General features: G+C 62.8%; 18 protein-coding genes. 7 read left to right on the forward strand and 11 right to left on the reverse strand.

The window, feature by feature from the left end:
• The first annotated feature begins 186 nt into the window (after nucleotides 1-186).
• The 3 genes from H351_RS09595 to H351_RS09605 are packed head-to-tail and all read left to right on the forward strand — an operon-like array spanning nucleotide 187 to nucleotide 3271.
• A complete protein-coding gene (locus tag H351_RS09595; RefSeq protein WP_029256064.1) occupies nucleotides 187-1857 on the forward strand; it encodes a PucR family transcriptional regulator in 1671 nt (556 codons plus the stop codon).
• Nucleotides 1854-2171, forward strand: coding sequence for a nuclear transport factor 2 family protein (locus tag H351_RS09600; RefSeq protein ID WP_029256063.1), 318 nt, complete (start codon nucleotides 1854-1856; stop codon nucleotides 2169-2171). Before H351_RS09595 ends, H351_RS09600 begins: the two co-directional genes overlap by 4 nt.
• The gene (locus tag H351_RS09605) at nucleotides 2171-3271 is read left to right on the forward strand and encodes a DNA alkylation repair protein (RefSeq protein WP_029256062.1); all 1101 of its coding nucleotides are present in this window, start codon (nucleotides 2171-2173) and stop codon (nucleotides 3269-3271) included. The genes H351_RS09600 and H351_RS09605 overlap by 1 nt, the downstream gene beginning before the upstream one ends.
• A gap of 58 nt (nucleotides 3272-3329) precedes the next feature.
• On the opposite strand, the gene H351_RS09610 is transcribed toward H351_RS09605, so the two are convergent.
• Nucleotides 3330-4379 carry an ABC transporter substrate-binding protein gene (locus H351_RS09610; protein ID WP_037120513.1) on the reverse strand — a complete coding sequence of 350 codons (1050 nt, stop codon included), beginning with the start codon at nucleotides 4377-4379 and terminating at the stop codon, nucleotides 3330-3332.
• 373 nt (nucleotides 4380-4752) lie between these two features.
• Between H351_RS09610 and H351_RS09615 the strand changes: the two genes are divergently transcribed.
• Nucleotides 4753-5841, forward strand: coding sequence for a 3-deoxy-7-phosphoheptulonate synthase (locus tag H351_RS09615; protein ID WP_020908849.1), 1089 nt, complete (start codon nucleotides 4753-4755; stop codon nucleotides 5839-5841).
• Nucleotides 5842-5895: 54 nt separating this feature from the next.
• Here the strand turns inward: H351_RS09615 and H351_RS09620 are convergent, their stop codons facing one another.
• The 8 genes from H351_RS09620 to H351_RS09655 all read right to left on the reverse strand — a co-directional run bounded on the left by H351_RS09620 (nucleotide 5896) and on the right by H351_RS09655 (nucleotide 15710).
• Complete coding sequence (locus H351_RS09620; protein WP_019744994.1) at nucleotides 5896-6699, reverse strand: sugar phosphate isomerase/epimerase family protein; 804 nt, start codon at nucleotides 6697-6699, stop codon at nucleotides 5896-5898.
• On the reverse strand, nucleotides 6696-8423 hold the full coding sequence (locus tag H351_RS09625) for an FAD-dependent oxidoreductase (protein ID WP_029256060.1): 1728 nt from the start codon (nucleotides 8421-8423) through the stop codon (nucleotides 6696-6698). The genes H351_RS09620 and H351_RS09625 overlap by 4 nt, the downstream gene beginning before the upstream one ends.
• Entirely contained in the window at nucleotides 8420-9514 is a 1095-nt protein-coding gene (locus tag H351_RS09630; RefSeq protein WP_029256059.1) for a Gfo/Idh/MocA family protein, read from the reverse strand. Before H351_RS09630 ends, H351_RS09625 begins: the two co-directional genes overlap by 4 nt.
• Nucleotides 9514-10338, reverse strand: a complete 825-nt coding sequence (locus tag H351_RS09635) for an aldo/keto reductase (RefSeq protein WP_029256058.1) — start codon at nucleotides 10336-10338, stop codon at nucleotides 9514-9516. Before H351_RS09635 ends, H351_RS09630 begins: the two co-directional genes overlap by 1 nt.
• Nucleotides 10335-12287, reverse strand: coding sequence for an oxidoreductase (locus H351_RS09640; protein ID WP_029256057.1), 1953 nt, complete (start codon nucleotides 12285-12287; stop codon nucleotides 10335-10337). Before H351_RS09640 ends, H351_RS09635 begins: the two co-directional genes overlap by 4 nt.
• 44 nt (nucleotides 12288-12331) lie before the next feature.
• The gene (locus H351_RS09645) at nucleotides 12332-13213 is read right to left on the reverse strand and encodes a shikimate dehydrogenase (protein WP_029256056.1); all 882 of its coding nucleotides are present in this window, start codon (nucleotides 13211-13213) and stop codon (nucleotides 12332-12334) included.
• A gap of 63 nt (nucleotides 13214-13276) precedes the next feature.
• Nucleotides 13277-14653 (reverse strand): MFS transporter, encoded by a 1377-nt coding sequence (locus tag H351_RS09650; RefSeq protein ID WP_029256055.1) that lies wholly within the window; start codon nucleotides 14651-14653, stop codon nucleotides 13277-13279.
• A 139-nt stretch (nucleotides 14654-14792) separates the two neighbouring features.
• Nucleotides 14793-15710, reverse strand: coding sequence for a LysR family transcriptional regulator (locus tag H351_RS09655; RefSeq protein WP_020970528.1), 918 nt, complete (start codon nucleotides 15708-15710; stop codon nucleotides 14793-14795).
• 134 nt (nucleotides 15711-15844) lie between these two features.
• Between H351_RS09655 and H351_RS09660 the strand changes: the two genes are divergently transcribed.
• Nucleotides 15845-16537, forward strand: coding sequence for an SDR family NAD(P)-dependent oxidoreductase (locus H351_RS09660; RefSeq protein ID WP_029256054.1), 693 nt, complete (start codon nucleotides 15845-15847; stop codon nucleotides 16535-16537).
• Nucleotides 16538-16559: 22 nt separating this feature from the next.
• On the opposite strand, the gene H351_RS09665 is transcribed toward H351_RS09660, so the two are convergent.
• Complete coding sequence (locus H351_RS09665) at nucleotides 16560-17333, reverse strand: hypothetical protein (RefSeq protein ID WP_019744985.1); 774 nt, start codon at nucleotides 17331-17333, stop codon at nucleotides 16560-16562.
• 105 nt (nucleotides 17334-17438) lie between these two features.
• On the opposite strand from H351_RS09665, the gene H351_RS09670 reads away from it, so the two are divergent.
• Both H351_RS09670 and H351_RS09675 read left to right on the forward strand, forming a co-directional pair.
• Complete coding sequence (locus H351_RS09670; protein ID WP_029256053.1) at nucleotides 17439-18266, forward strand: crotonase/enoyl-CoA hydratase family protein; 828 nt, start codon at nucleotides 17439-17441, stop codon at nucleotides 18264-18266.
• Nucleotides 18263-19801, forward strand: coding sequence for an AMP-binding protein (locus H351_RS09675; protein WP_021332179.1), 1539 nt, complete (start codon nucleotides 18263-18265; stop codon nucleotides 19799-19801). The genes H351_RS09670 and H351_RS09675 overlap by 4 nt, the downstream gene beginning before the upstream one ends.
• Here H351_RS09675 and H351_RS09680 read toward each other — a convergent pair.
• Nucleotides 19794-20426, reverse strand: a complete 633-nt coding sequence (locus H351_RS09680) for an alpha-ketoglutarate-dependent dioxygenase AlkB (RefSeq protein ID WP_029256052.1) — start codon at nucleotides 20424-20426, stop codon at nucleotides 19794-19796. The genes H351_RS09675 and H351_RS09680 overlap by 8 nt on opposite strands.
• Between the last annotated feature and the right edge of the window lie 2 nt (nucleotides 20427-20428).

A 20428-nucleotide genomic window follows, 5' to 3' on the forward strand; every position in this document is an offset into this window, starting at 1 on the left:
TCGGCAGACTGATGGGTGGGGCAGTTGTCGTGTCGTCATCAGTCAAGCCGAAAGGAGTCGGCGAGTAATCCGCTGATCGGCCAAACTTCTCGGACGCTGTTTGTTCGATCGGCTGAACCATTTCCGCAGGAAAATGCACTATTCTCGAAATTAAGGCGTTGGAACGGTCCGGAAAGTGGGTGGTACGTGGCTATCCGTGAGGTCAGGCTCGACGCGGTCCTTCGGGCGCTGGGCGGATCCTTTGTCGAGCTCGTCTTCGCGCCGTCAGGTGATGACGTCTTCGTCGACTCCGTGGTGTTTGCGGAGGTCGGGGACCTCACACGCCCTGGAACCGCAGACGTCGAATCCTCTGAGCTCTGGCTCGCTGTCGGTATCGGCGCAGCAGAATTGGCAGCCTGGCTGAACCGCGTCGATCAGAAGGGATCAGCGCCTCGGGCCGTCATGTCGAAGGAGGCCTCGGACACGTCGGTGCGCGCGGCGGCACAGCGCGCCGGGATCGCCTTGATAGCAGTCCATCCGGACGCTCGTTGGGATCGATTGTTCACCACGATCCGGGGCGTGCTCGATCATTCGGTATCCCGTCAAGATTCCGAGGACGTTGTATTCGGCAGTGACACAGACTTGTTCGAGCTGGCGCAGAACGTCGCGTCACTCACGCGGGGGATGGTCAGCATCGAGGACGAGCGTTCCCACGTCATGGCTTATTCGGCATCAGGAGATGCTGCGGACGAGCTCCGCCGGCAATCGATCCTCGGCCGTGAAGGACCTCGGGAATACCTCCGGAAGCTGCAGGAGTGGGGCGTCTTCGAAAGCTTGCGGCGAAGTGACGACGTGGTCGAGGTGCCCGCGCACGAAGACCTCGCGATCAGGCGACGGTTGGTGGTTCCCATTCGCAGAATTTCCGAGAACGTCAAGGGGGAGAGCGGTTTCAGTTCTGATCTGCTCGGCACGATCTGGGTTCAGGAAGGCCCGCTTCCCATCGCCGGCGATGCCGAGAGAGTGCTCCGCGGTGCCGCGGCCATTGCAGCTCGGCTGATTTCGCGCATCCGAGACGCGCCGAGTAACGAGGCGATACAGGTTCAGCGCTTGCTCGGGGTTCGCGGCGGCGGCGTCGATGTTCCTTCTCTGGCGGCCTCGTTGTCCATCCCGATGTCCGGACCCGCGATGGTGATCGGCGTGGCGAGTGTCGGGGGCAGCGTGTTGTCGGGTTCGGGTGAGCTCGTGTCGTCGTTGCGCCTGCACGCCAGTGCCTTTCACCGTGAATCGCTGGTGAGTGCATTCGGCGCCCGGATCTATGTGCTGTTTCCGCGAACCCAATCCGTGAAATCCACAGTCTCGTGGACCCGTGAAGTTGTCGCGCGTTTGGACAAGGTGTCGCCCTCGGGTTTACGGGCCGCAGTCTCGTCGCCGGTTTCGACGCTTGCGGAGGTGGCTAGGGCTCGCGCCGAAGTGGATCGGGTCTTGGACGGAACGTCGGGGGATGTTCGTGTGACCACCCTCGCGGACTCGCGCACTCCGGTGCTGCTGGGCGAAATCATGGACGCGATTGCGGCCGACGAGCAACTGCACGATCCGAGAATCGACGCGCTCGACGTCTACGACAGGCGTAACGGGTCGAACATGCGTGAAAGTGTCTCCGTTTACCTCGCGCATTCGGGCGATGTCCGACGCGCGTCCGAGCAGCTTCGCATTCACCCGAACACACTCAGGTATCGGATCAAAAGGGTCGAGGAGATAACAGATACCGACCTGTCCGAGCCCTCGACGAGGCTGTTGATGGAGATTCAGTTGGCGGCGTCCGCTCGCGCAGTGAGTTCGCCGAACCTGTCGGACCCCAGCAGTACTCTTCGCGAATGATCGACTCAGCGAAGGTGCCAGGCGCAGCGCGCGCATATTTCGACGGCGGAGACGTCCGTGACGTGTTCACCGAAGACGCGGTGGTGCGTGACGACGGCCGGACGTATGTCGGGATCGAAGAAATCGTGGCGTGGAAGTCCGCCGTGTCGACGGTGTTCACGTTCACCCAGAAGATCGAGTCGGTCAACACCCCAGGCTCGGCCGTTGTCGTGTCGGTGAAGGTCGAGGGTGATTTTCCCGGAAGCCCCGTCCAGTTGCATCACCATTTTTCTCTCGACGGTGATCGGATTTCCGCTCTCACGGTGTGCCCCTGATGCCCACCGCTGACGAACTGCTCGGGAAATCCGTCGTCGCCGATCTGGCAGGCTGCCTCGAGCGAGCCTCCGGTCAGACACGCCTCGCCCTCGTTCGGGGTAGTACATCCGAATTCGACGGTATGAGTCTCGGCGAACGTACCCGCGTCGTGCGGGACGCGATGACTGCCGAACTGCCTCAGGATCTTCCGGCCTTCGCCGAGATCATCCGCCGTGCGCTTTCAGAGGAGACCTTCACTGGTTGGATGATCTGGCCGGTGACCGAAGCCGTCGCCGTCACGGCGACACGAAGTGGCTCCGAGTCGGACTTCGACGAGGGAATGGCTCTCCTTGCCGAGCTGACGTCGCGTCTGACGGCCGAATTCGCAATTCGCACATTTCTCGAAACGAACCTTGACCGTTCGCTGGCGATCGCACTCACCTGGACCGGCCATGAAGACGAACACGTCCGGCGCTTGGCGACCGAAGGCACTCGTACTCGTTTGCCCTGGGGAAGACGAGTGAAAGAATTGACGGCGCGTCCCGAGTCGACAATCGCCATTCTCGACGAGCTGTATCGGGATGATTCGGAATATGTACGACGCTCGGTCGCAAACCATCTCAACGATCTCAGTCGTGCTGACGCAGCGCTCGCCGTGTCGACTGCGAAGCGTTGGTTACAGACACCGGATTCCAACACACTGAAAATCGTCAAACATGCATTGCGGACGTTGATCAAGGCCGGCGACCCAGATGCTCTGTCTCTTCTGGGGTTCTCGCCGCCCACCGATGTCGTGGTCGAAGGGTTCGTCATCGACCGCGAAATAGTCGATGCGGGTGGAGAACTCACCTTCGACTTCGCCGTCACGAACAACGGCAGCGAGTCCGTCACCGTCGTGATCGATTACATCGTCCACCACGTGAAGGCCAACGGGACGACGACGCCCAAGGTCTTCAAACTGACAACACGAACGCTCGAGCCTGGGGTGCCGGCCCGCATCGCGAAGAGACATTCCTTCAAACCGATCAGTACCCGGAAGTACTACGCCGGCGACCATGCCGTCGAAGTGCAGATCAACGGTGTACGCCAGGTGCGAGGCGAATTCCGCTTGGAGGCGTGAGTGACCCCACCAGGTGTGGCGGGGTCACTCCAGTACCGATCCAATGCCCGCACGGATGTCAGCGCATGACCTGTACCTGTTCGGCGATATCAGCGGCCAGGGCCATCGCAGTCAGAGCGAGGCCGTTGTTGAGGTCGTATCGCAGTTGTCCGACATGGCCGTCCTGGACAGCGCGGACTCGTTTCCACGTCGGCGACTCGGCTTCGACGGCGTCGGGGTTCTGTAGCAGTACGAAGTCGGCCTGGTCGAAGATCGCGAGCTCCTCGAGGCTGTAGAAAGTCGAATCCTTCCGATCGGGTGCGGCATGGGCGGCGTCAGTCAAGACGTTCAGGCCGAGGTCCTGTGCAACCGACACGGCGAACGTGTTGTTCTGCAGCCAGATCTGACCGCTGTCGGCGCCGGCGATCGCAATCGACTTGCCTTCGAGGAGACCACCGATCTTGGCCCGCGCTCGAGCAAGTTCGGCGTTGTATCGGGCGATGACGCGTTCGGCGACTTCGCGGCGATCGAGCGCCGTGAGCTGCGCGGTCATGGCCTGTTTCCAAGACGAGCCCGTCGTGCCCTCGTCAACGACGAGCACCGGGGCGATGTCAGTGCCGAGCAGGCCCTTGTCCTGGTAGTAATCCCACCAGCCTTTCCCGACAACCAACAGATCGGGGTCGTAGCTCAGTATCGATTCGGCATTCGGTTCGTTGTTCGTCCCACCGAGGCGAGCTGCGCCGGCGGGTACCTGTTGCATGAGCTGAGACTTCGGATCCCAATTGGTCGCGACGATCGGGTACTCGGCCAGTAGTGCAAAATCGAGGGCGCCTCGGGCTTCGAGCACCACGACACGCTTGGGGTCCCGCGGGAGGCGGTAGGTCTGGTCCGCGACGACGATGTCGACCCACTCGTCCGAGGCTTCGATGCCGCTGGATTCGCTCGAACATGCAGACAGTGCGCCCAGTGCACCGAGCGCCGCCGCACCGGTCAGGAACCCGCGTCGTGTCAAGGAATCGATCAGACGGGCGAATTCGTCGTCCACATCTTTTGTCGACTGCAAGGGGGTTTCGGTCGCAGAAGGGGACACCGTCGGGTGGAAGGTTTCGGTCGATTCGATCACAGGCATGAGAAGGCGCAGCTCCATCTGATGTTCCGGGCATTGGCAGGTGCCTAACCAACGTATTCGAACTTCGCAGCCGGAGCCTTACTCGAAAGCGCCAACCGCTCAGCGGATTTGGCCATTCTTCACGGACTCGTGCCACGGGACTCGCCCCTCGGATTCGGCTTGTTGTGGAGGGGCGCGCCCATCTGATCCGAACTCGAGGTATGGTGACCGTCATGCAGCGCGTCTATTTCTGGTTTAGCAGGCCGGCCCCGGGTGGGCCTGCCGGCGTAACCACGCGCTGACAACCTCCACCCAAGAGCCGGACTACAGACCGGCTCGCTGGAGTTTCTCTTCATCTCTGGGGTCGGCCTGAGAACAGGAAACCGAAAACCCCATGACTGTCACCATCGACACCACTGCAGCTTCGGACAGCCTCGACGATCAGCGCACTGTGAGTATCAGTCCGCTCGTGTCACCGGCGACTGTTCGTGCTCAGCACGCTCCGGACGAGGTCGCGGCCGCAACCGTGCGCACCGGTCGGGCCGACACGATCAACATCCTCAACGGTGACGACGATCGTTTGATCGTCGTTGTCGGTCCGTGCTCCGTGCACGATCCGGAAGCGGCGATGGACTACGCCCGCCGGTTGGCCGCCAAGGCCGAAGAACTGCGGGACGATCTGCACATCGTCATGCGCGTCTACTTCGAAAAGCCGCGCACCACTCTCGGGTGGAAGGGCCTGCTCAACGACCCCCACCTCGACGGCACGTTCGACATCAACACCGGGCTCGGTATCGGCCGCAAGTTGCTTCTCGACGTGTCGAGTCTGGGCCTGCCTGTCGGCTGCGAGTTCCTTGATCCGATCATGCCGCAGTACATCGCCGACCTGGTCAGCTACGGTGCGATCGGTGCCCGGACCGCCGCCAGTCAGGTTCACCGTCAGCTGTGCAGCGCGCTGTCCATGCCCGTCGGCATCAAGAATTCCACCGAAGGTGATGTGCAGGTAGCCGTCGACGGTACCCGCGCTGCGGCGGCGAGCCATGTGTTCCCCGGAACGGATCTCGACGGCCAGGCTGCCTTGATTCGGACCGCGGGCAACCCGGACTGCCATGTGATTCTTCGTGGCGGCAGCGACGGACCGAACTACGATGCCGAGACCGTCGCGGATACCCTTGCTCGCCTGCGTAAGTCGAACCTGCCCGAGCGCGTGGTCATCGACGCGAGCCACGGTAACAGCAGCAAGGACCACGAGCGTCAGGTCGTCGTGCTGGACGACATTGCCCGACGTCTGACCGAGGGCGAGCAGGGAATCGCCGGCGTCATGTTGGAGAGTTTCATCGAGGCCGGCCGTCAGGACCTGACCTTGGGTAAGGCGGACGAGCTCACCTACGGTCAGTCGATCACCGACGCGTGCATCGACTGGTCCACCACCGCAGCGCAGTTGGACCGTCTGGCGCAGGCCGTTGCGGCTCGGAGGGGCTGACGCCCCCGTGCGCGTTTAGGGAGTGCCTGGACTCGCTAAACGCGCACAGGGCCGCTAGGCCAACACTGCTCGCGTGGCCTCGACCAGGCGCTCCAGCCAGGCGTCGGTGCCGACGGCCTGACGTAGCGGTTCGTTGGGCAATTCGATGCTGACCGGCAGTCCGGAAGGCAGGGTCGACCAGATGTCGGCCAGGGCGATGCCGCCGGTGCCGGGCACCAGACGCTCTTCGCGGGCGTGACGGATCAGTTCTGCGTCATCGGTGGGAGCGGGGGTCGAACCGTCGCACATCTGGGCGTAGTGAAGCCACTCGCGGGGGATGGACGCAAGATCCTCCAGGGTTGTCGCCGAGCGGTCGGTGTGGAGTGCGTCGACCAGGACACTACGAGCCGGACCGTCTGCCGCCGAGACGATCTCGATGGCCGCACGCGCATCGGGCACCGCAGTCCACGGCATGAATTCGAGCGAGGCGACGATGCCGTAGTTCGCGCACAGTTCAGCGAGGCGGGCATAGGAGTCCGTGAGCCGAGCGCGGTCGCGATCGTCGCCGCCCACCAGAACGGCCTTGGCTCCGAGCTGTGCACCCGCTTCGAGAAGCGGAACATAGTCGGCGGGGTCGAAGTCGGCTGCAAGGCGGATGATTTCGAGGTCGAATACCTCAACGGGTGAATCGCCTAGTCGACGCACCAATTCGTTCAACCCCTGCTTGTCCTCGTGCAGGGGGTACGCCGTAGTGCCCGGTGCCGCGGGCATCAGACGGATACCGATGGTGTCGAAGCCGTGCTTTTCGGCCAAGTCGACGTGCTGCATCGGTGCGGTATCGAGCACCGTGAGGGCTGCCAGCCCGAGTGTGAGTGTCATGCGTGCGCTCCAACTGTCTTGGCTCCGGCCAGTTCCCGACCTGCTAGATACCCGAACGTCATAGCCGGGCCGAGGTTGATGCCGCCCGACGGGTAGTGCCCGCCCATCACGCTGGCCTGATCGACGCCGACGGCGAGCAATCCCTCGATGGGGCGGTCGTTGTCATCGAGAACCTGCGACGATGAGTCGGTGACAAGCCCGGCGAAGGTACCGAAACTGCCCGGCACCACCTTCACCGCGTAGTACGGACCCTTCTGTAAAGGAGCGAGCGACGGGTTCGGCCAGGGGTTGGCGGTATCGCCGGAACCCCGGTTGAACGGTGTTGTACCGCGACCGAACTCGGGGTCTTCACCGGCCACGGCCCCGACATTGAATGCCTCGATTGTCTTCTCCAACTGCGTCGGATCAGCGCCGATCTTCTCTGCCAGTTCGCGAACGGTGCGACCACGTGTGAGGTATCCCGAGCGCAGGTACGGCTGGATCGGGATCGGCAGGGGCTTGGCCATGCCCAGCGGGAGGTAGCGCACATACTGCTGATCGGCGATCAACCACGAGCACACTTCTTCGCCCTCAGGAACCTGCTCGACCATCGCGAGTGTGTAGTCGTGGTAGCCGAGTGCCTCGTTGACAAAACGCTTGCCGTTCGCGAGAACTCCGATGACACCGGGCTTTCCGCGGTCGAGGATGTGCGGGAACACCCCTTCCTTGCCGTTGCGATAACGAACGATGGAGACGGGGCAGTACGCGACGGGGGAGGCAAGAGTGCGGTCGATGCGACCACCCACGGATTCGCCGAGGGTGATGCCGTCGCCGGTGGTTGTCTTCGGAGTGAGTGACCAGTGCTCGTTTCCGGTGGGGGTACGGGGGAACAGTTCACGTCGGCGGTCGATGTCCTGGGCGAAGCCGCCGGTGGCCAGTACGACGCCGCGCGTGGCAGTTACCGAGTACGCACCATCCGGACCTTCGAGGCGGACACCGACAACGCGACCGTCATCGTCAGTCTGCAGCGATGTTGCCGACGTTTTCACCCGAATCTCGACGCCGAGATCGAGCGCTGAGCGAAGCATCATGCCGACAAGCGCAGTGCCGTTGACGAGTTGCTGGCCACGACGCTTGGTGGCGAGATCGAACATGTGCTTTGTCACGCGAACGCCACAGTGCACAAATGCTTTCGGCGATCGAGTCGAGTGCAGGAATGCCTGCAGGTCAGGGCCGGCCATGATGCCCATTCCGAGGAATGACGTCTCGTACAACTGTCGACGGAGCAGCGCCGCGACGTCGGGTCCGAGCTTTCGCAAGCTCACCGGTTTCGGTCCGACGGAACGATGACCCGTGCCGGCTCCCGGTGTGTCGCCGTGAATGTCGGCGATCTTGGCTCCGGGAACGAACTTCAGTGCAGTCTTGCGTTCGAAGAACTCGACCATCTCCGGTGCGCCGTCGAGGAGTGCATCCACCTTGGCAGCGTCGAAGTTGTCGCCGAGTCGGTTCTCCAGATATGTCCGCGGCGCCGAACGATCCTCCACAACCCCGTCGGCGATGGCAAACATGTTGCGCGGGGTCCACATCCACCCGCCCGACCAGGCCGTTGCGCCGCCGCAGGTGTCGGCCTTCTCGACAACGAGTACCGACGCGCCGCCATGTGCTGCGGCAATTGCTGTGGAAAGCCCGCCTGCGCCGGAGCCCACGACAACTACGTCGTAGGTGAGGGGGGTACTGCTACTCATTTCTGCTCCTTGGCAGTTGTTGCGAGGGTCGGCGTCGATGTCAGATCGACAACCTTCCCGGTTCGTGACGATTCGTAGATTGCGGCGATGATGGCAAGTGACGCGCGGGCGTCTCGTCCGGTGACGGCGGGTTCGCGCCCGGTCAGGACCGCGTCGGCGAAGTCCTGAACCTGCAGGGTGTGGAAGTCGGTCAGTGCCGCATTGACCGCTCCCACATCGAGATTGGCGTCGATGTCGGCAGAGTACGGCGACTGGAACTCCACTTCGCCGGGCACGGTCCAGATTTCGTTGACACCCTCGTGCCCTTCAGGAAATTCGAGGACGCTGGCGATGGCGCCGGTGCGCCCGATCACTGTCACGCGGTTGCCCAGATTGTGATTGGCACCGGTAGTCGCGGTGACGGTGGCGGTGCCGCCCGAAGCAAAGGAAATTACAGCTGACGCACTGTCCTCGGTCTCGATGTGCTCACCGTGGGTGTGGGTGCGTATGAAGCCGCTGACCGAGACGGCCTCGCCCATGAACCAGGCCAGCATGTCGATCTGGTGCACCGCCTGCGTCATGAGCACGCCACCGCCGTCGGTGTCCCAGCGTCCGCGCCACGCGTCGGCCGAGTAGTAACTCGACGGGCGGTGCAGGATCACCGACGCCTCGCCTAGCGTGGGCAGTCCGATCCGGCCGTCGTCGATGGCGTCCCGGATCCGACGTGCAGCCGGCCAGAATCGGCGTTGGAAGAGCACTCCGAACGTGATACCGGCGCGGTCGGCGGCCTCGATCATGCGGTCGGCGGCAGCAACATCGACTGCGATGGGCTTCTCGCACAACACATGTACACCCGCTTCGGCAGCGGCCACGACTACCTCTTCATGTACCGGGTGTGGCGTGCAAACCGTACAGGCGTCGAGTCCGAGGGCGAGAAGTTGCTCCACTGAACTCACGGCTGCGGGAATGCCGTGCGCTGCCGCGAACTCCTGGGCGCGTCCGAGATCGGGATCGCAGCAGCCGATTACCTCGACGCCGGGGACTTGTTGCAGGGCTCGGGCATGGTTGCCGGCGATCTTGCCGCAGCCGACGATTCCGACTTTCAATGTCATCAGAAATGTTCCTCTGCTTCGACGTCCCGCGCCGCAGACTCGCCGCGGTCGAGACTGTTCAGTGCTTCGATGTCTTCGCCGGAGAGGGTCACGTCGAGTGCTGCCAGGTTCTCGGCCTGACGCGTCGGGTTCGCTGATCGCGCGACCGGAACCACACCCTGCGCGACGTGCCAAGCGAGGACCACTTGAGCTGGTGTGCAACCGATTCGACCGGCGATCTCGCTCACCACGGCGTTGTCGAGCACGTCACCCCGGCCGAGCGGACTCCACGACTGAGTGAAGATGCCAAGTTCGTCGTTGGCGCGGCGAACCGGGATCCGAGCGAGCGACGGGTCCATCTGAATCTGGTTGACTGCCGGTGCTTCGCCGGTTTCGGCGACGACGCGGCGCAGGTGGTGCTCGAGGAAGTTCGACACACCCACGTACCGAACCAGTCCGGCGTCGCGGCAGGCCAGCATCGCCTCGAACGACGCAACGTAACGATCGATTCGCGGGAGCGGCCAGTGGATCAGGAACAGATCGAGTTGATCCAGTCCCAGTCGTTCCAGGCTCTGCTCGAGCGCTCCGCGGATGTCACCGGAAACCTGGTCGTTTCCGCGAAGTTTGGTGGTGACGAACAGTTCTTCTCGCGGTAGAGCAGACTCCGCCAACGCTACGCCGACGGCGTCCTCGTTGCCGTAGATCGCGGCGGTGTCGATGAGGCGGTACCCGGCCTCGATGCCGGAGAGAACCGACTTCGTGGCGTCGGCACCGACCAGTGGCCAGGTTCCGAGTCCGATGGGTGGCAACGCAGTTGCCACCGGTGCGGCTGTGTGTGCGCTCATGCGTGAACCTCCTGACGGGCCGCAGCGGCGGCGGTGATGGTGACGGCAACGTCGGCTGCGGTCACGAGTGCGGCATGGATGGATCCGCCGTCACCGCTCGCGTCGCCGACGGTATGGACCCCGAGTCGTGGTGCCAGTGAACGTAGTTCGGCCAGAAGCTCCGAGCGCGGCTCGACGCCCTGTGAGATCAGCAGCTCGCCGGGGGCGTCGACTTCGCTCAGGACACCGCCTGTCGAGATCGTGACCGACTTAGCGTCGACCTTCGTGACGATCGAGCTCAGGTAGGTCGTGAGGTTCTCACTTGCGGCCAGACGCGGCAGCAGCACAATCTTGCCGCGTCGGCCGACATCGTGTGCGATGGTTTCCTGCGGCCCGATCATGACGACCTGGGTGCCCTTCTGGAGCAGATCGTCTGCGACGGCAGCAGCCTCGCGGTCGGCGCCGAAGATGGTGATTGCACTAGGGGCAGGGTCTCCGGAAACGAGGAATTCGCGGATGTCGCGAACGGTGCGGGTTGCTGCTCCGGGGAGGTCAGTCTCGGGACCGTGCCCACCGGCAGCAAGGACGATCGCGTCGAAGTCACTGTTTGCCAGCAATGCTGCGTCAGCTCTGGTCGAAGTGTGGCACTGCACTCCGAGTTCGGCCAGTTCCACGAGGTACCAGTCTACGATTCGCCCGTATTCGGGATACTCGTGCAGCTTCGATGCCAGAGCGAAGTCGCCACCGAGACTGGGGCGTTCGTCGTACAGGTCGACGCGGTGACCGGCAAGTGCCAGGTCGCGGGCAGCGGCCATTCCGGACGGACCGGCACCGATGACGGCGACCCGCACGGTGGCATCAGCCGGCTTTGTAGGCTGATCCAGTTCACGTCCGACCCACGGGTTGACGGAACAGGGAATGGGGCCGGCGGCCAGGCTGTCGATGCAGTAGTTGCAGGCGATGCACGGCCGGTACCGGCCACCGTCGACAGCGCGATTCGGAAAGTCCGGATCGGCGTGCAACGTACGGGCCATGCTGACGAAGTTCGCCTGCCCGGAATCGATGATCTGCGCGGCGATCTCCGGCGACGTGATGCGTCCGGCCACACCCACCGGGATGTCGAAGTCGCGTTGGTACTGCTCGGAGTACGGCGCGAGGAGTCCACGGGACCATTCACCGGGCTGGATGATCCACTGTCCCGCTTCGTAGTTGCCGGCCGAGACGTCGAGGAAATCGAGTCGGTCGGTGTCGATGGCGTCGATGCGAGAGCGGGTTGTCTCGGCGTCGAGTCCGCCGGCAATGCCTTCGAAGGCTGAGAATCGAAGTCCCAGAGTGATTCCCGGAGCGTGTTCGTGGACGGAGGCGATGACCTTGTTGACGAACAAGGTGGGGTCGGCCCATTCGTCGTCGCGGTGATTGTAAGCAGGGGAGAGGAACTGGTGGATCAAGTACCCGTGGCCACCGTGCAGGGAGATGACGTCGACGCCCGCCTGCTGGCAGCGCGCTGCGGCTTCACCGAAACATTCGATGATGTGCTCGATGTCGTCGGCGTCGAGTTGTTCTGGCATCTCGCCGCCGACAACCAAACACGGAATCGGTGTCGGGGCAACGGGAACAAACCCGCTGACAGAACCTTGCGCCGTACGTCCACCGTGGTTGAGTTCGACTCCGACGAGGGCGCCGTGAGCGTGGATCGCGTCGGCCATCTTCTTGATGCCGGGAATCCGTTCGTCGACGTCGACGCCCATCTGCCGGATGCGTCCCTTGCCGTCGGCACGCACGTAGCTGGCTTCGGTGAAGATCAGTGCAGCACCACCTTCGGCGCGGCGGGCGAGGTACGCGATGTACTCGTCCGTCATGGTGCCGTCGACTTCGCAGTAGTTGCGTTCCATCGGGGCGGACACGAACCGGTTCCGGAGGCGGACGCTGCCCATGTCGAGAGGTTCGGCGAAAGGCGCAGTCACCTTCATCAGTGCTCCTGGTACTTCGCGGGAAAGTAGGTGTTCGGTTGTGCTCATGCGCATGCCGTCTCGGAGAGCAGCTCGCTCAGATGGCTGCGCATGCGATCCGTATCGGCTTCGACACCGGTCAGGAGTGTGAAGGTGTCAGAGGCTTGAGCCACCAGCATCTGCCCACCGTCGAGAACCGCGCATCCGAGAGCAGCTGCAGCGTCGAGCAATTCGGTGTGCATCGGTCGATAAACGATGTCAGCGACCCACAATCCGGAATGCAACGCCGCAGGGTCGAAGGGAGTTCCGGGGTGACCCACCATGCCGATCGGAGATGCGTTGACGACGCCGTCGCACGTCGTCAGGTTGACGGCGATCTCATCGATCGCCAAAGCCGTTGTGCGCGTGCCAGGGAAGGCCGAGGCGACGCGAGAACACACATCGGCAGCGCGATCGGGATCAATATCTGCGATGCGAAGATCCGTGGTGCCGGCGGCGGCGAGTGCGTATGCCACAGCGGAACCCGCCCCTCCTGCCCCGGCAAGCACCACTCGGTCCAAGGCGGCGTCGGGCAAACCGCGCTGCAGTGCTGTGAGGAATCCGCTGTGGTCAGTGTTGTGGCCGATCAAACGGCCGTTGTCGACCACAACCGTGTTGACGGCACCGAGCAACCGCGCGTTGCCGGACAGCTCGTCGAGCGCGTCCACGACAACCTGCTTGCACGGGTGGGTGATGTTCAGTCCGGTGAAATCGCCCGCGACGGCGCCACGCACCACCTCACCGGTTTTCTCGACCGAGATGTTCAGGTTCTCGAGATCGATCAGTTCGTAGCTGTAATCGTCGAGTCCGAGTGCTGCTGCTTCGTGTGCGTGCAACGCGGGCGAGAGTGAGGTGGCGATACCCGACCCGACAAGGCCGATACGGTGACGTGTGTATTCGGTAGTCATGACATTCTCCTGCATAAGTGGGGACGGCCCCTCGCGGCAATTCAGCGCGAGGGGCCGGTCCGGTCAAGCGTTGTTGCTGGTGAGCTCTGAGTCCTGCTTGATCGGCAGGCTCGGCTTCGGTTGGCCCAGTTCTGCTGTGGGCGTGCGGTACGTTTCCGGTCCGGTCATTGCCGCGATGGCGGAGATGACGGCGAAGCCCAGGCACATCCATGCAACCGGTGTCCAGTTGCTCTTGTCTCCGGCCGAGATCGCCTGGGCGATAGCCGGTGTGAAGCCGGCGACAAGGAGTCCGAGCATGAGGCTGACGGCCATTCCGGTGTATCGGACCTTCGCGGGGAACTGCTCCGGGAAGTATGCCGGGTACGTGCCGTTGGGCATCGCGTAGAAGATTCCGATCATGACGATTCCCGAAGCGAAGACCATGGGGACGCTTTGGGTTCCGATCGAATGGAAGAACACGAAGATCATCAGGCCGGCTCCGATGGCGCCGACGACGAAGATGGGCTTGCGTCCGTAGCGATCCGAGAGAATGCCGAACAGCGGCTGAGTCAGTACGGCAACAAAATTGGCGGTCGCGATGGCCCACAGCATCGTGGAGCGCTCGAAGCCGGATTCGACGGCGTACGCCAGGGCGAAGACGTTGACGATGGTGTTGATCATCGCGAAGGTCGAGCTCATGCTGATACGGATCACGGTGCGCCAGTGCGAGCGGAACATCTCGACGACGGGAATTCCGGCCGTCTCGTCCTGTTCCTTGAGTTCCTCGAATACCTCGGGCTCATCCAGGGCGCGACGTAGCCACAGCGCGACGACGGTCACGATGATGCTGAGCCAGAAGGGAACTCGCCAACCCCACGAGTAGAGGTCTTCGTCGGGCAGGCTCGCCACTGGGATGAATACCAGGCTGGAGACGACGATGCCGAACATGATCCCGCTCATGGTGAACGAGGTGAAGAACGAACGACGGTGATCCGGTGCGTGTTCGAGCGTCAGTGCCGAAGAGCCGGGTGATTCACCGCCGGCAGAGAGCCCTTGCAGAAGGCGAAGCAAGACGAGAATGATCGGCGCGGCGATGCCGATCTGGTCGTAGGTCGGCAGGCAACCGACGATGACCGTCGCAACACCCATGAGGAGCAGGCAGGCGAGAAGCGCGTTCTTGCGTCCGTACCGATCGCCGAGGTGTCCCCACAGCACTGCGCCGAGTGGGCGGGCGACGTAGGCCACGCCCAGGGTGCTGATCGAGAGCAGCGTTGCCGTCGAGCCGCCGCCAGGAAAGAAGATCTTGGGGAACACGAGCGCGGCTGCGGAGCCGTAGATGAAGAAGTCGTAGTACTCGAGGGTACTGCCGAGGAAGCCCGAAACGGCGGCGCGGCGCGCATTCGAATTCGGGTGCTCCGCAGTGGAGTGCGTGGAACCGGTGGAGGTGATCGGTGGTGCCATGTGAAGTCCTTTCGTCCCGATGGGCCGGCCGTGGCGGCACGTTTGGTGATGCACCACGCATCGGTGACGTCCCTCACCTTTCGGCGGCTGAGACGACAGTGCCACGAAGGACTATGGCGCGTCCAACACTAAATGAGTCTCAGATAATGACGTTTTTGGTCTCAATCTCCGGCGTCGGCAGAATCTCCTCGGACGTCTCCAGTGCGACGGCGAGTGCATCGGTCATATGCCGGGGTGACCAGGCAATTCCGTGATTCATGAACGTCGGCTCGCCGGTGAGTGGGACGAACACACTGCCAGGTGGGGTGATAGCAGCCATGCCGGACGTCATCAGCGCTACACCGACGCCGGCGGCAACGAGCATGAGGATCATGTACGGATCGGTGATTTCCTGAACCACGCGAGGCCTGAAGTCTGCGTTCATGCAGGCGCGCATCGCGGTTTCCTGGAGGGCGGAGCCGGCTGAGAGCGGGGTGGTCACGAATCCGTCGTCGGCCAATTCGCGGAGATCGATCGCGTCCCTCTCGGCAAGGGGATGGTCGATCGGAAGTACGGCGCCGAACGCCTCCCGTCGGATCAGCCGGGTAGACAGTGATGCGGATTCCACCGGTAGTCCGACGAAGGCGAGGTCGAGGGCGCCGCTCTCGAGTTGAATGACCGCGTCGCGCGTCATGATCCGGCCGAGGAGTGTCAGTTCGACTTCCGGATAGCGCTGACGCAACGCGCGGGTGAGCGGCGGAAGTGCTTGATAGTTGAGCACTCCGGTGAACCCGATCGTGACTCGTCCGTAGACGCCTCCCGACGACGCACGCGTAGCGTGTCGTGCCGTCTCCATGTTCTCGATGACGCGATAGGCGTGGGGGAGAAAGGCATGTCCGCCGGACGTGAGTGCGACGCTGCGAGTGCTTCGTTCGAACAACTTGACGCCGATGTCCTTTTCGAGCTTTCGGATCATCTGGCTGAGTGGCGACTGGGCCATCTGGAGCCGTGATGCGGCCCGCCCGAAGTGAAGTTCTTCCGCAACCGCGACAAACGCGTGCAACCAGCGGGTTTCCATCGCCAAGGCCTCCAGGTATTTGACGTTGACAACAAACGCCATATATTCAGAATTTCTACACAGTGTGATGGCAATTATGCCTGTTTGCAACATAAATTGAGTGCGTAGCGCACAGAAACTCAGGAGTGAATGCGATGCAGGGTTACCCAGAGGGTGTCACCGCGCTCGTTACCGGCGGTGCGAGCGGAATCGGCGCCGCCAGTGCAAAGCTGTTGACGGAGAGGGGAGTTCGGGTGGTAACGGCAGATCTTGCCGAGGGTGCGGACGAACAACTCGACGTGAGTGATCCGACAGCAGTCGATGCGCTTCGAACCAGACTCGGCAGAGTCGACATCTTGATCAACAGTGCGGGAATCGTAGGACCATCAGCGCCACTCGTCGACGTCGACCTCGCGGCTTGGCGGCGTACGTTCCGCATCAACGTCGAAGGGACATTCCTGATGTGCCGGGCGTTCGTGCCGGGGATGGTTGCGTCCGGGTGGGGGCGGGTCGTCAATCTCGCGAGTATTGCTGCCAAGGACGGAAACCCGAATCAGAGTGCATATTCCGCGTCCAAAGCGGCAGTCGTCGCGCTGACGAAGTCGCTCGGCAAAGAGGTCGCCACCGCCGGTGTGCTGGTCAACGCGATTGCTCCCGCGGCCGTGGAAAGTCCTATGAATGCCGGCACCGATCCGGCCATCCTCGCCCGCTCGCAGTCTTTGACGCCGATGGCGCGGATGGGGCGGGCCGACGAGATCGCCGAATTGATCTCCTGGCTGTCGTCGTCGGCGGTGAGTTACTCGACGGGTGCTGTGTACGACGCCAGCGGTGGCCGCGCAACGTACTGAATTACCTTCTGGAAGAAGTCGATCAGAACTGGAGCAGTGACTGCCACAGTTCGCGAGATGCGTCCTGGTACTCGAGCATGTGCGAGATCAGTTCACGTAGTGGCTGCGTCGGTTCGAGTTCTTCCGGAAGGAGCGGATTGCGCACGATGACCGCGATCACCGCGCTGCCCAAGGCAAGTGATTCACGGGCAGCCTCCTCGCGACTGATTGTCGCCAGGCGTGTTTGCGCCTGTGTGAGTGCTTCACGGGCCTCGGCGATGTCGACCAACAGTGCTTCCGAGTTCCAGAGTGTGCGGATTGTCGAATCATCCTCGGGGGCAAGGTGAGCGATTTCCATGACAGCCGATTCGGGGGCGGCGCCGAGTCGGCGGAGAGTGCGGCGGGCGCTGTCCGTGCCGCCGAGCAGATTGTTCGGGCGGACGGCGAGTGTGGGCTTCCACTCCTCGTAGCCCGCCAGGCGCAGCGCCTGATCGTGTCTTCGGGCGGCAGTGCGGTCGCTTCGTTTGAGCGCTGAGTGCTCGACGGCTATCCACGTGCCGTCCCAGGGGCGTATGCGATCGGTACGAGTTCGCCACCCCTCGACCTCGCTGTAGGTGGGGATGCCGTCCGGGTTGAGGACGTACGTTCCACGAGCGGTGCGACGCAGTTTGTTCTCGCGGCACAGGCGGCCCGTTGCCACGCGAACGCTCGATGCGCTGACACCGACGATCTCGCCGGCCCGGGTCAGCACTGCAGTGCTGAACTCGGTGTCCGGACTCGCCGTTGCGAGGTCCAGCACAACTCGGGTTGCGGACATTCCTCGATCAGTTTGTAACAACTTTTGAACAACTCCCGACAAATTCTGTTACAAGTGGCATGGTGGGTACCGGGAAACCTTATCCGCGAGCAGTGAGGAAATATCGTGACCGACTCCGATCGACCAGGTGGCGATGTCTATGTGGAGCGTGACGGTGGCGTCACCGTCATCATGATGAATCGCCCTGATCGCAAGAATGCGGTGGACGGGCCGATGGCGGCGCAGTTGCGTGATGCCTTCCTGGAGTTCGAATCGGACGAGAGTCAGAAGGTGGCGATTCTGTGGGGCGCGGGCGGCACATTTTGTGCCGGTGCGGATTTGACCGCAGTCTCCGACCCCGCCCGCGTGCACGAGTTGCATCCGGAAGGCGGCGGCACCGGCCCGATGGGGCCGAGTCGGTTGGTGTTGTCCAAGCCATTGATCGCCGCCGTCAGCGGATACGCGGTTGCAGGAGGGCTCGAGCTTTCATTGCTCGCGGACCTGAGGATCTGCGAGGAGGATTCCGTGTTCGGAGTCTTCTGCCGGCGCTGGGGAGTTCCTCTCATCGATGGTGGGACCGTGCGACTGCCGCGAATCGTCGGGCAGGGGCGAGCGCTCGACATGATCTTGACCGGTCGCCCGGTCGACGCTCCGGAGGCGCTGGCCTTCGGACTGGCCAATCGTGTTGTTCCAGTGGGGCAGTCACTCCAGGCAGCCAAGGAGCTTGCGCACCAGTTGTCCGCTTTCCCTCAACTCTGCATGCTCGCGGATCGCGCGTCGGCCTACCGATCTTTTGATCTACCACTTGCCGAAGCACTGCGGGCCGAGGGCGTCGCGGGAAATCCCATTGTCATCGCTGAAGGTGTGCGCGGCGCTGCTGCGTTCGCCGCGGGCGCCGGCCGGCACGGCCGGTTCGAGAACAACCCGAATTCGAACGAGGAAACTGAACCATGATGCCCATAACCAGAGACCTGATCGCCCGTGGTGCGCGACAGCACGGATCGCGAACAGCCGTCGTTTTCGGCGATCGATCGATGACGTTCACGGAAGTGGACGAACTCAGCAGCCGATTGGCGCACACATTCATCGCCCTCGGTATCGGGCGTGGTGCACGGGTTGCATTGCTGGTCAACAACTCTCTTGCCAGCGTCCCCGTCGATTTTGCCTGTGTCAAAGCCGGCATCAACAGGGTTCCGCTCAACTCGCGTCTCTCGCTCGACGAGCACGCGAGAATGCTCGAGGACACCGACACCTCGCACGTCGTCTTCGGTAGTGACCTCGCCGACCGCGCCGCTGAACTGTCCGCCAGGTTCCCCGAACGTACGTTCATCGGGCTGGAAACAGGTTCGGCGCGGCAGCGTTCGCTGCTCGACCAAGCACAGAGCATGCCTTCGGACACACCGGACGTCGAGTTAGCTCCCGACGATGTGATCCTGACGCTGTTCACCTCCGGGACCACGGGAACATTGAAGGCCGCGCAGCACACTCAGCGCAGCTACGCCGGCATCTGCCGCAATGTTCTGCTCAATCTGCTTCCGGCGACTCAGGACGACACGATGCTGCACGCGGCATCACTGATTCATGCCAGCGGTGTCTTCGTGCTTCCGTTCTGGCTGCGTGGCGGCAAGACCGTCATCCTTCCCGGATTCGACCCGTCGACCTTCTTGGACTCGATAACCGAGCATCGGGCTACGGCAATCAATCTGGTGCCGACGATGATTCAGATGCTCCTCGAACGCCCTGATTTTGCGAGCGCAGACATCTCGAGTCTGAAATCCGTGATCTACGGTGCGTCGCCGATGCCGCTGGCCACTATCGAACGTGCAATGCAGGCGTGGGGGCAACACCGTTTTCTCCAGTACTACGGGCAGACCGAGGCACCGCTGTGTATTGCAGTCTTACGGCCCGAAGATCACACGGAAGATCGCCTGCTGTCCTGTGGTCAGCCCGCCATCGACGTCGAGATCAGGCTGCTCGACGGCGAGGGAAACGAAGTGCCCCAGGGAGAACCGGGTGAAATCGTGATCCGCTCGCCATCGGCGATCGCCGGATACTTCAATGCACCGGAACTGAATGCGGACACCTTCACCGAAGACGGCTGGGTTCACACCCGTGACATCGGTCAGTTCGACGCCGAAGGATTCTTGTTCTTGAAGGACCGAGCTTCGGACATGATCATCAGCGGCGGATACAACGTCTACCCCCGTGAAGTCGAGGATGCACTCCTGACGCATCCGTCTGTCCGTGAGGTCGCCGTGGTGGGTACCGCCGACGCCAAGTGGGTGGAGGCGGTCACGGCTGTGGTGGTACTCGAGGACGGGACCGTCGAAAACGACGCACTGCAAGCATCATTGGTCGCGCACGTCGGCGAACGACTGGCGTCGTACAAGAAACCGCGTCGGGTTGTTTTCGCAGAATCCATACCGAAGACGGCCGTCGGCAAGCTCAATCGGAAGGCGCTGCGTGACGAACTCCGCGACGCTATCTAACTCCGCGAGTGCGGAATTGAACGCTGATTCTCGGCCCGAGGGCCCGCGCACTCTTCGGGACACAGTGTTCCCACGTGCGTTGGCAGGATCCGCCCATGACGAGTAAATCTCCGTGTCCGAGATTGAAGCGGATGGATTCGCCGCCCCCACGAGGGCGCAATAGGAGCGGGCGAGCCGCACCGAGAGACAGGATGGCCACCATCGTGTCCTCGGTGCGACTTCGTCCCGTATCGTCCCCGTGCCAGGCAACGCTGTCGGAACCGTCGCGATAGAAACACAGACCCGAAGTGGCGAATGGTTCACCGAGTTCGTCGAAGTAGTGACTGCTCAGCGCGTCTTTGGCTTCGGTGAGAAGCGCGTCCGGCAGTGGTTGATTCTCTGCGTAGAAACACACCAGACGAGGGACGTCGACAACGCGGTCGTACATCTGACGCCGTTCGGAACGCCACGGCACCGTAGCCTCCAGATTGTCGAACACGGCCTCCGATCCGGTCAGCCAGGCCGGGCGATGGTCGACCCATGCGCCGGCGGTGAGAATACGTCGCTGCACCGTGCCGTCGAGATCGGCCAAAGAAACGCCGAGGTCACCGTTGTCGAACAGAGACGGTTGCATCGTGGCGGTCATAG

Origin of the sequence: Rhodococcus erythropolis R138 (genome assembly GCF_000696675.2) — a bacterium.
GTDB lineage: Bacteria > Actinomycetota > Actinomycetes > Mycobacteriales > Mycobacteriaceae > Rhodococcus_F > Rhodococcus_F erythropolis.

What these genes read in the sequence shown, in the direction of transcription:
- H351_RS09660 (WP_029256054.1), top strand. Translation starts at nt 15,845, where the DNA reads ATGCAGGGTTACCCAGAGGGTGTCACCGCGCTCGTTACCGGCGGTGCG.
- H351_RS09615 (WP_020908849.1), top strand. Translation starts at nt 4,753, where the DNA reads ATGACTGTCACCATCGACACCACTGCAGCTTCGGACAGCCTCGACGAT.
- H351_RS09640 (WP_029256057.1), bottom strand. Translation starts at nt 12,287, where the DNA reads ATGAAGGTGACTGCGCCTTTCGCCGAACCTCTCGACATGGGCAGCGTC.
- H351_RS09650 (WP_029256055.1), bottom strand. Translation starts at nt 14,653, where the DNA reads ATGGCACCACCGATCACCTCCACCGGTTCCACGCACTCCACTGCGGAG.
- H351_RS09680 (WP_029256052.1), bottom strand. Translation starts at nt 20,426, where the DNA reads ATGACCGCCACGATGCAACCGTCTCTGTTCGACAACGGTGACCTCGGC.
- H351_RS09605 (WP_029256062.1), top strand. Translation starts at nt 2,171, where the DNA reads ATGCCCACCGCTGACGAACTGCTCGGGAAATCCGTCGTCGCCGATCTG.
- H351_RS09675 (WP_021332179.1), top strand. Translation starts at nt 18,263, where the DNA reads ATGATGCCCATAACCAGAGACCTGATCGCCCGTGGTGCGCGACAGCAC.
- H351_RS09610 (WP_037120513.1), bottom strand. Translation starts at nt 4,379, where the DNA reads ATGCCTGTGATCGAATCGACCGAAACCTTCCACCCGACGGTGTCCCCT.
- H351_RS09630 (WP_029256059.1), bottom strand. Translation starts at nt 9,514, where the DNA reads ATGACATTGAAAGTCGGAATCGTCGGCTGCGGCAAGATCGCCGGCAAC.
- H351_RS09625 (WP_029256060.1), bottom strand. Translation starts at nt 8,423, where the DNA reads ATGAGTAGCAGTACCCCCCTCACCTACGACGTAGTTGTCGTGGGCTCC.
- H351_RS09600 (WP_029256063.1), top strand. Translation starts at nt 1,854, where the DNA reads ATGATCGACTCAGCGAAGGTGCCAGGCGCAGCGCGCGCATATTTCGAC.
- H351_RS09665 (WP_019744985.1), bottom strand. Translation starts at nt 17,333, where the DNA reads ATGTCCGCAACCCGAGTTGTGCTGGACCTCGCAACGGCGAGTCCGGAC.
- H351_RS09620 (WP_019744994.1), bottom strand. Translation starts at nt 6,699, where the DNA reads ATGACACTCACACTCGGGCTGGCAGCCCTCACGGTGCTCGATACCGCA.
- H351_RS09635 (WP_029256058.1), bottom strand. Translation starts at nt 10,338, where the DNA reads ATGAGCGCACACACAGCCGCACCGGTGGCAACTGCGTTGCCACCCATC.
- H351_RS09655 (WP_020970528.1), bottom strand. Translation starts at nt 15,710, where the DNA reads ATGGAAACCCGCTGGTTGCACGCGTTTGTCGCGGTTGCGGAAGAACTT.
- H351_RS09645 (WP_029256056.1), bottom strand. Translation starts at nt 13,213, where the DNA reads ATGACTACCGAATACACACGTCACCGTATCGGCCTTGTCGGGTCGGGT.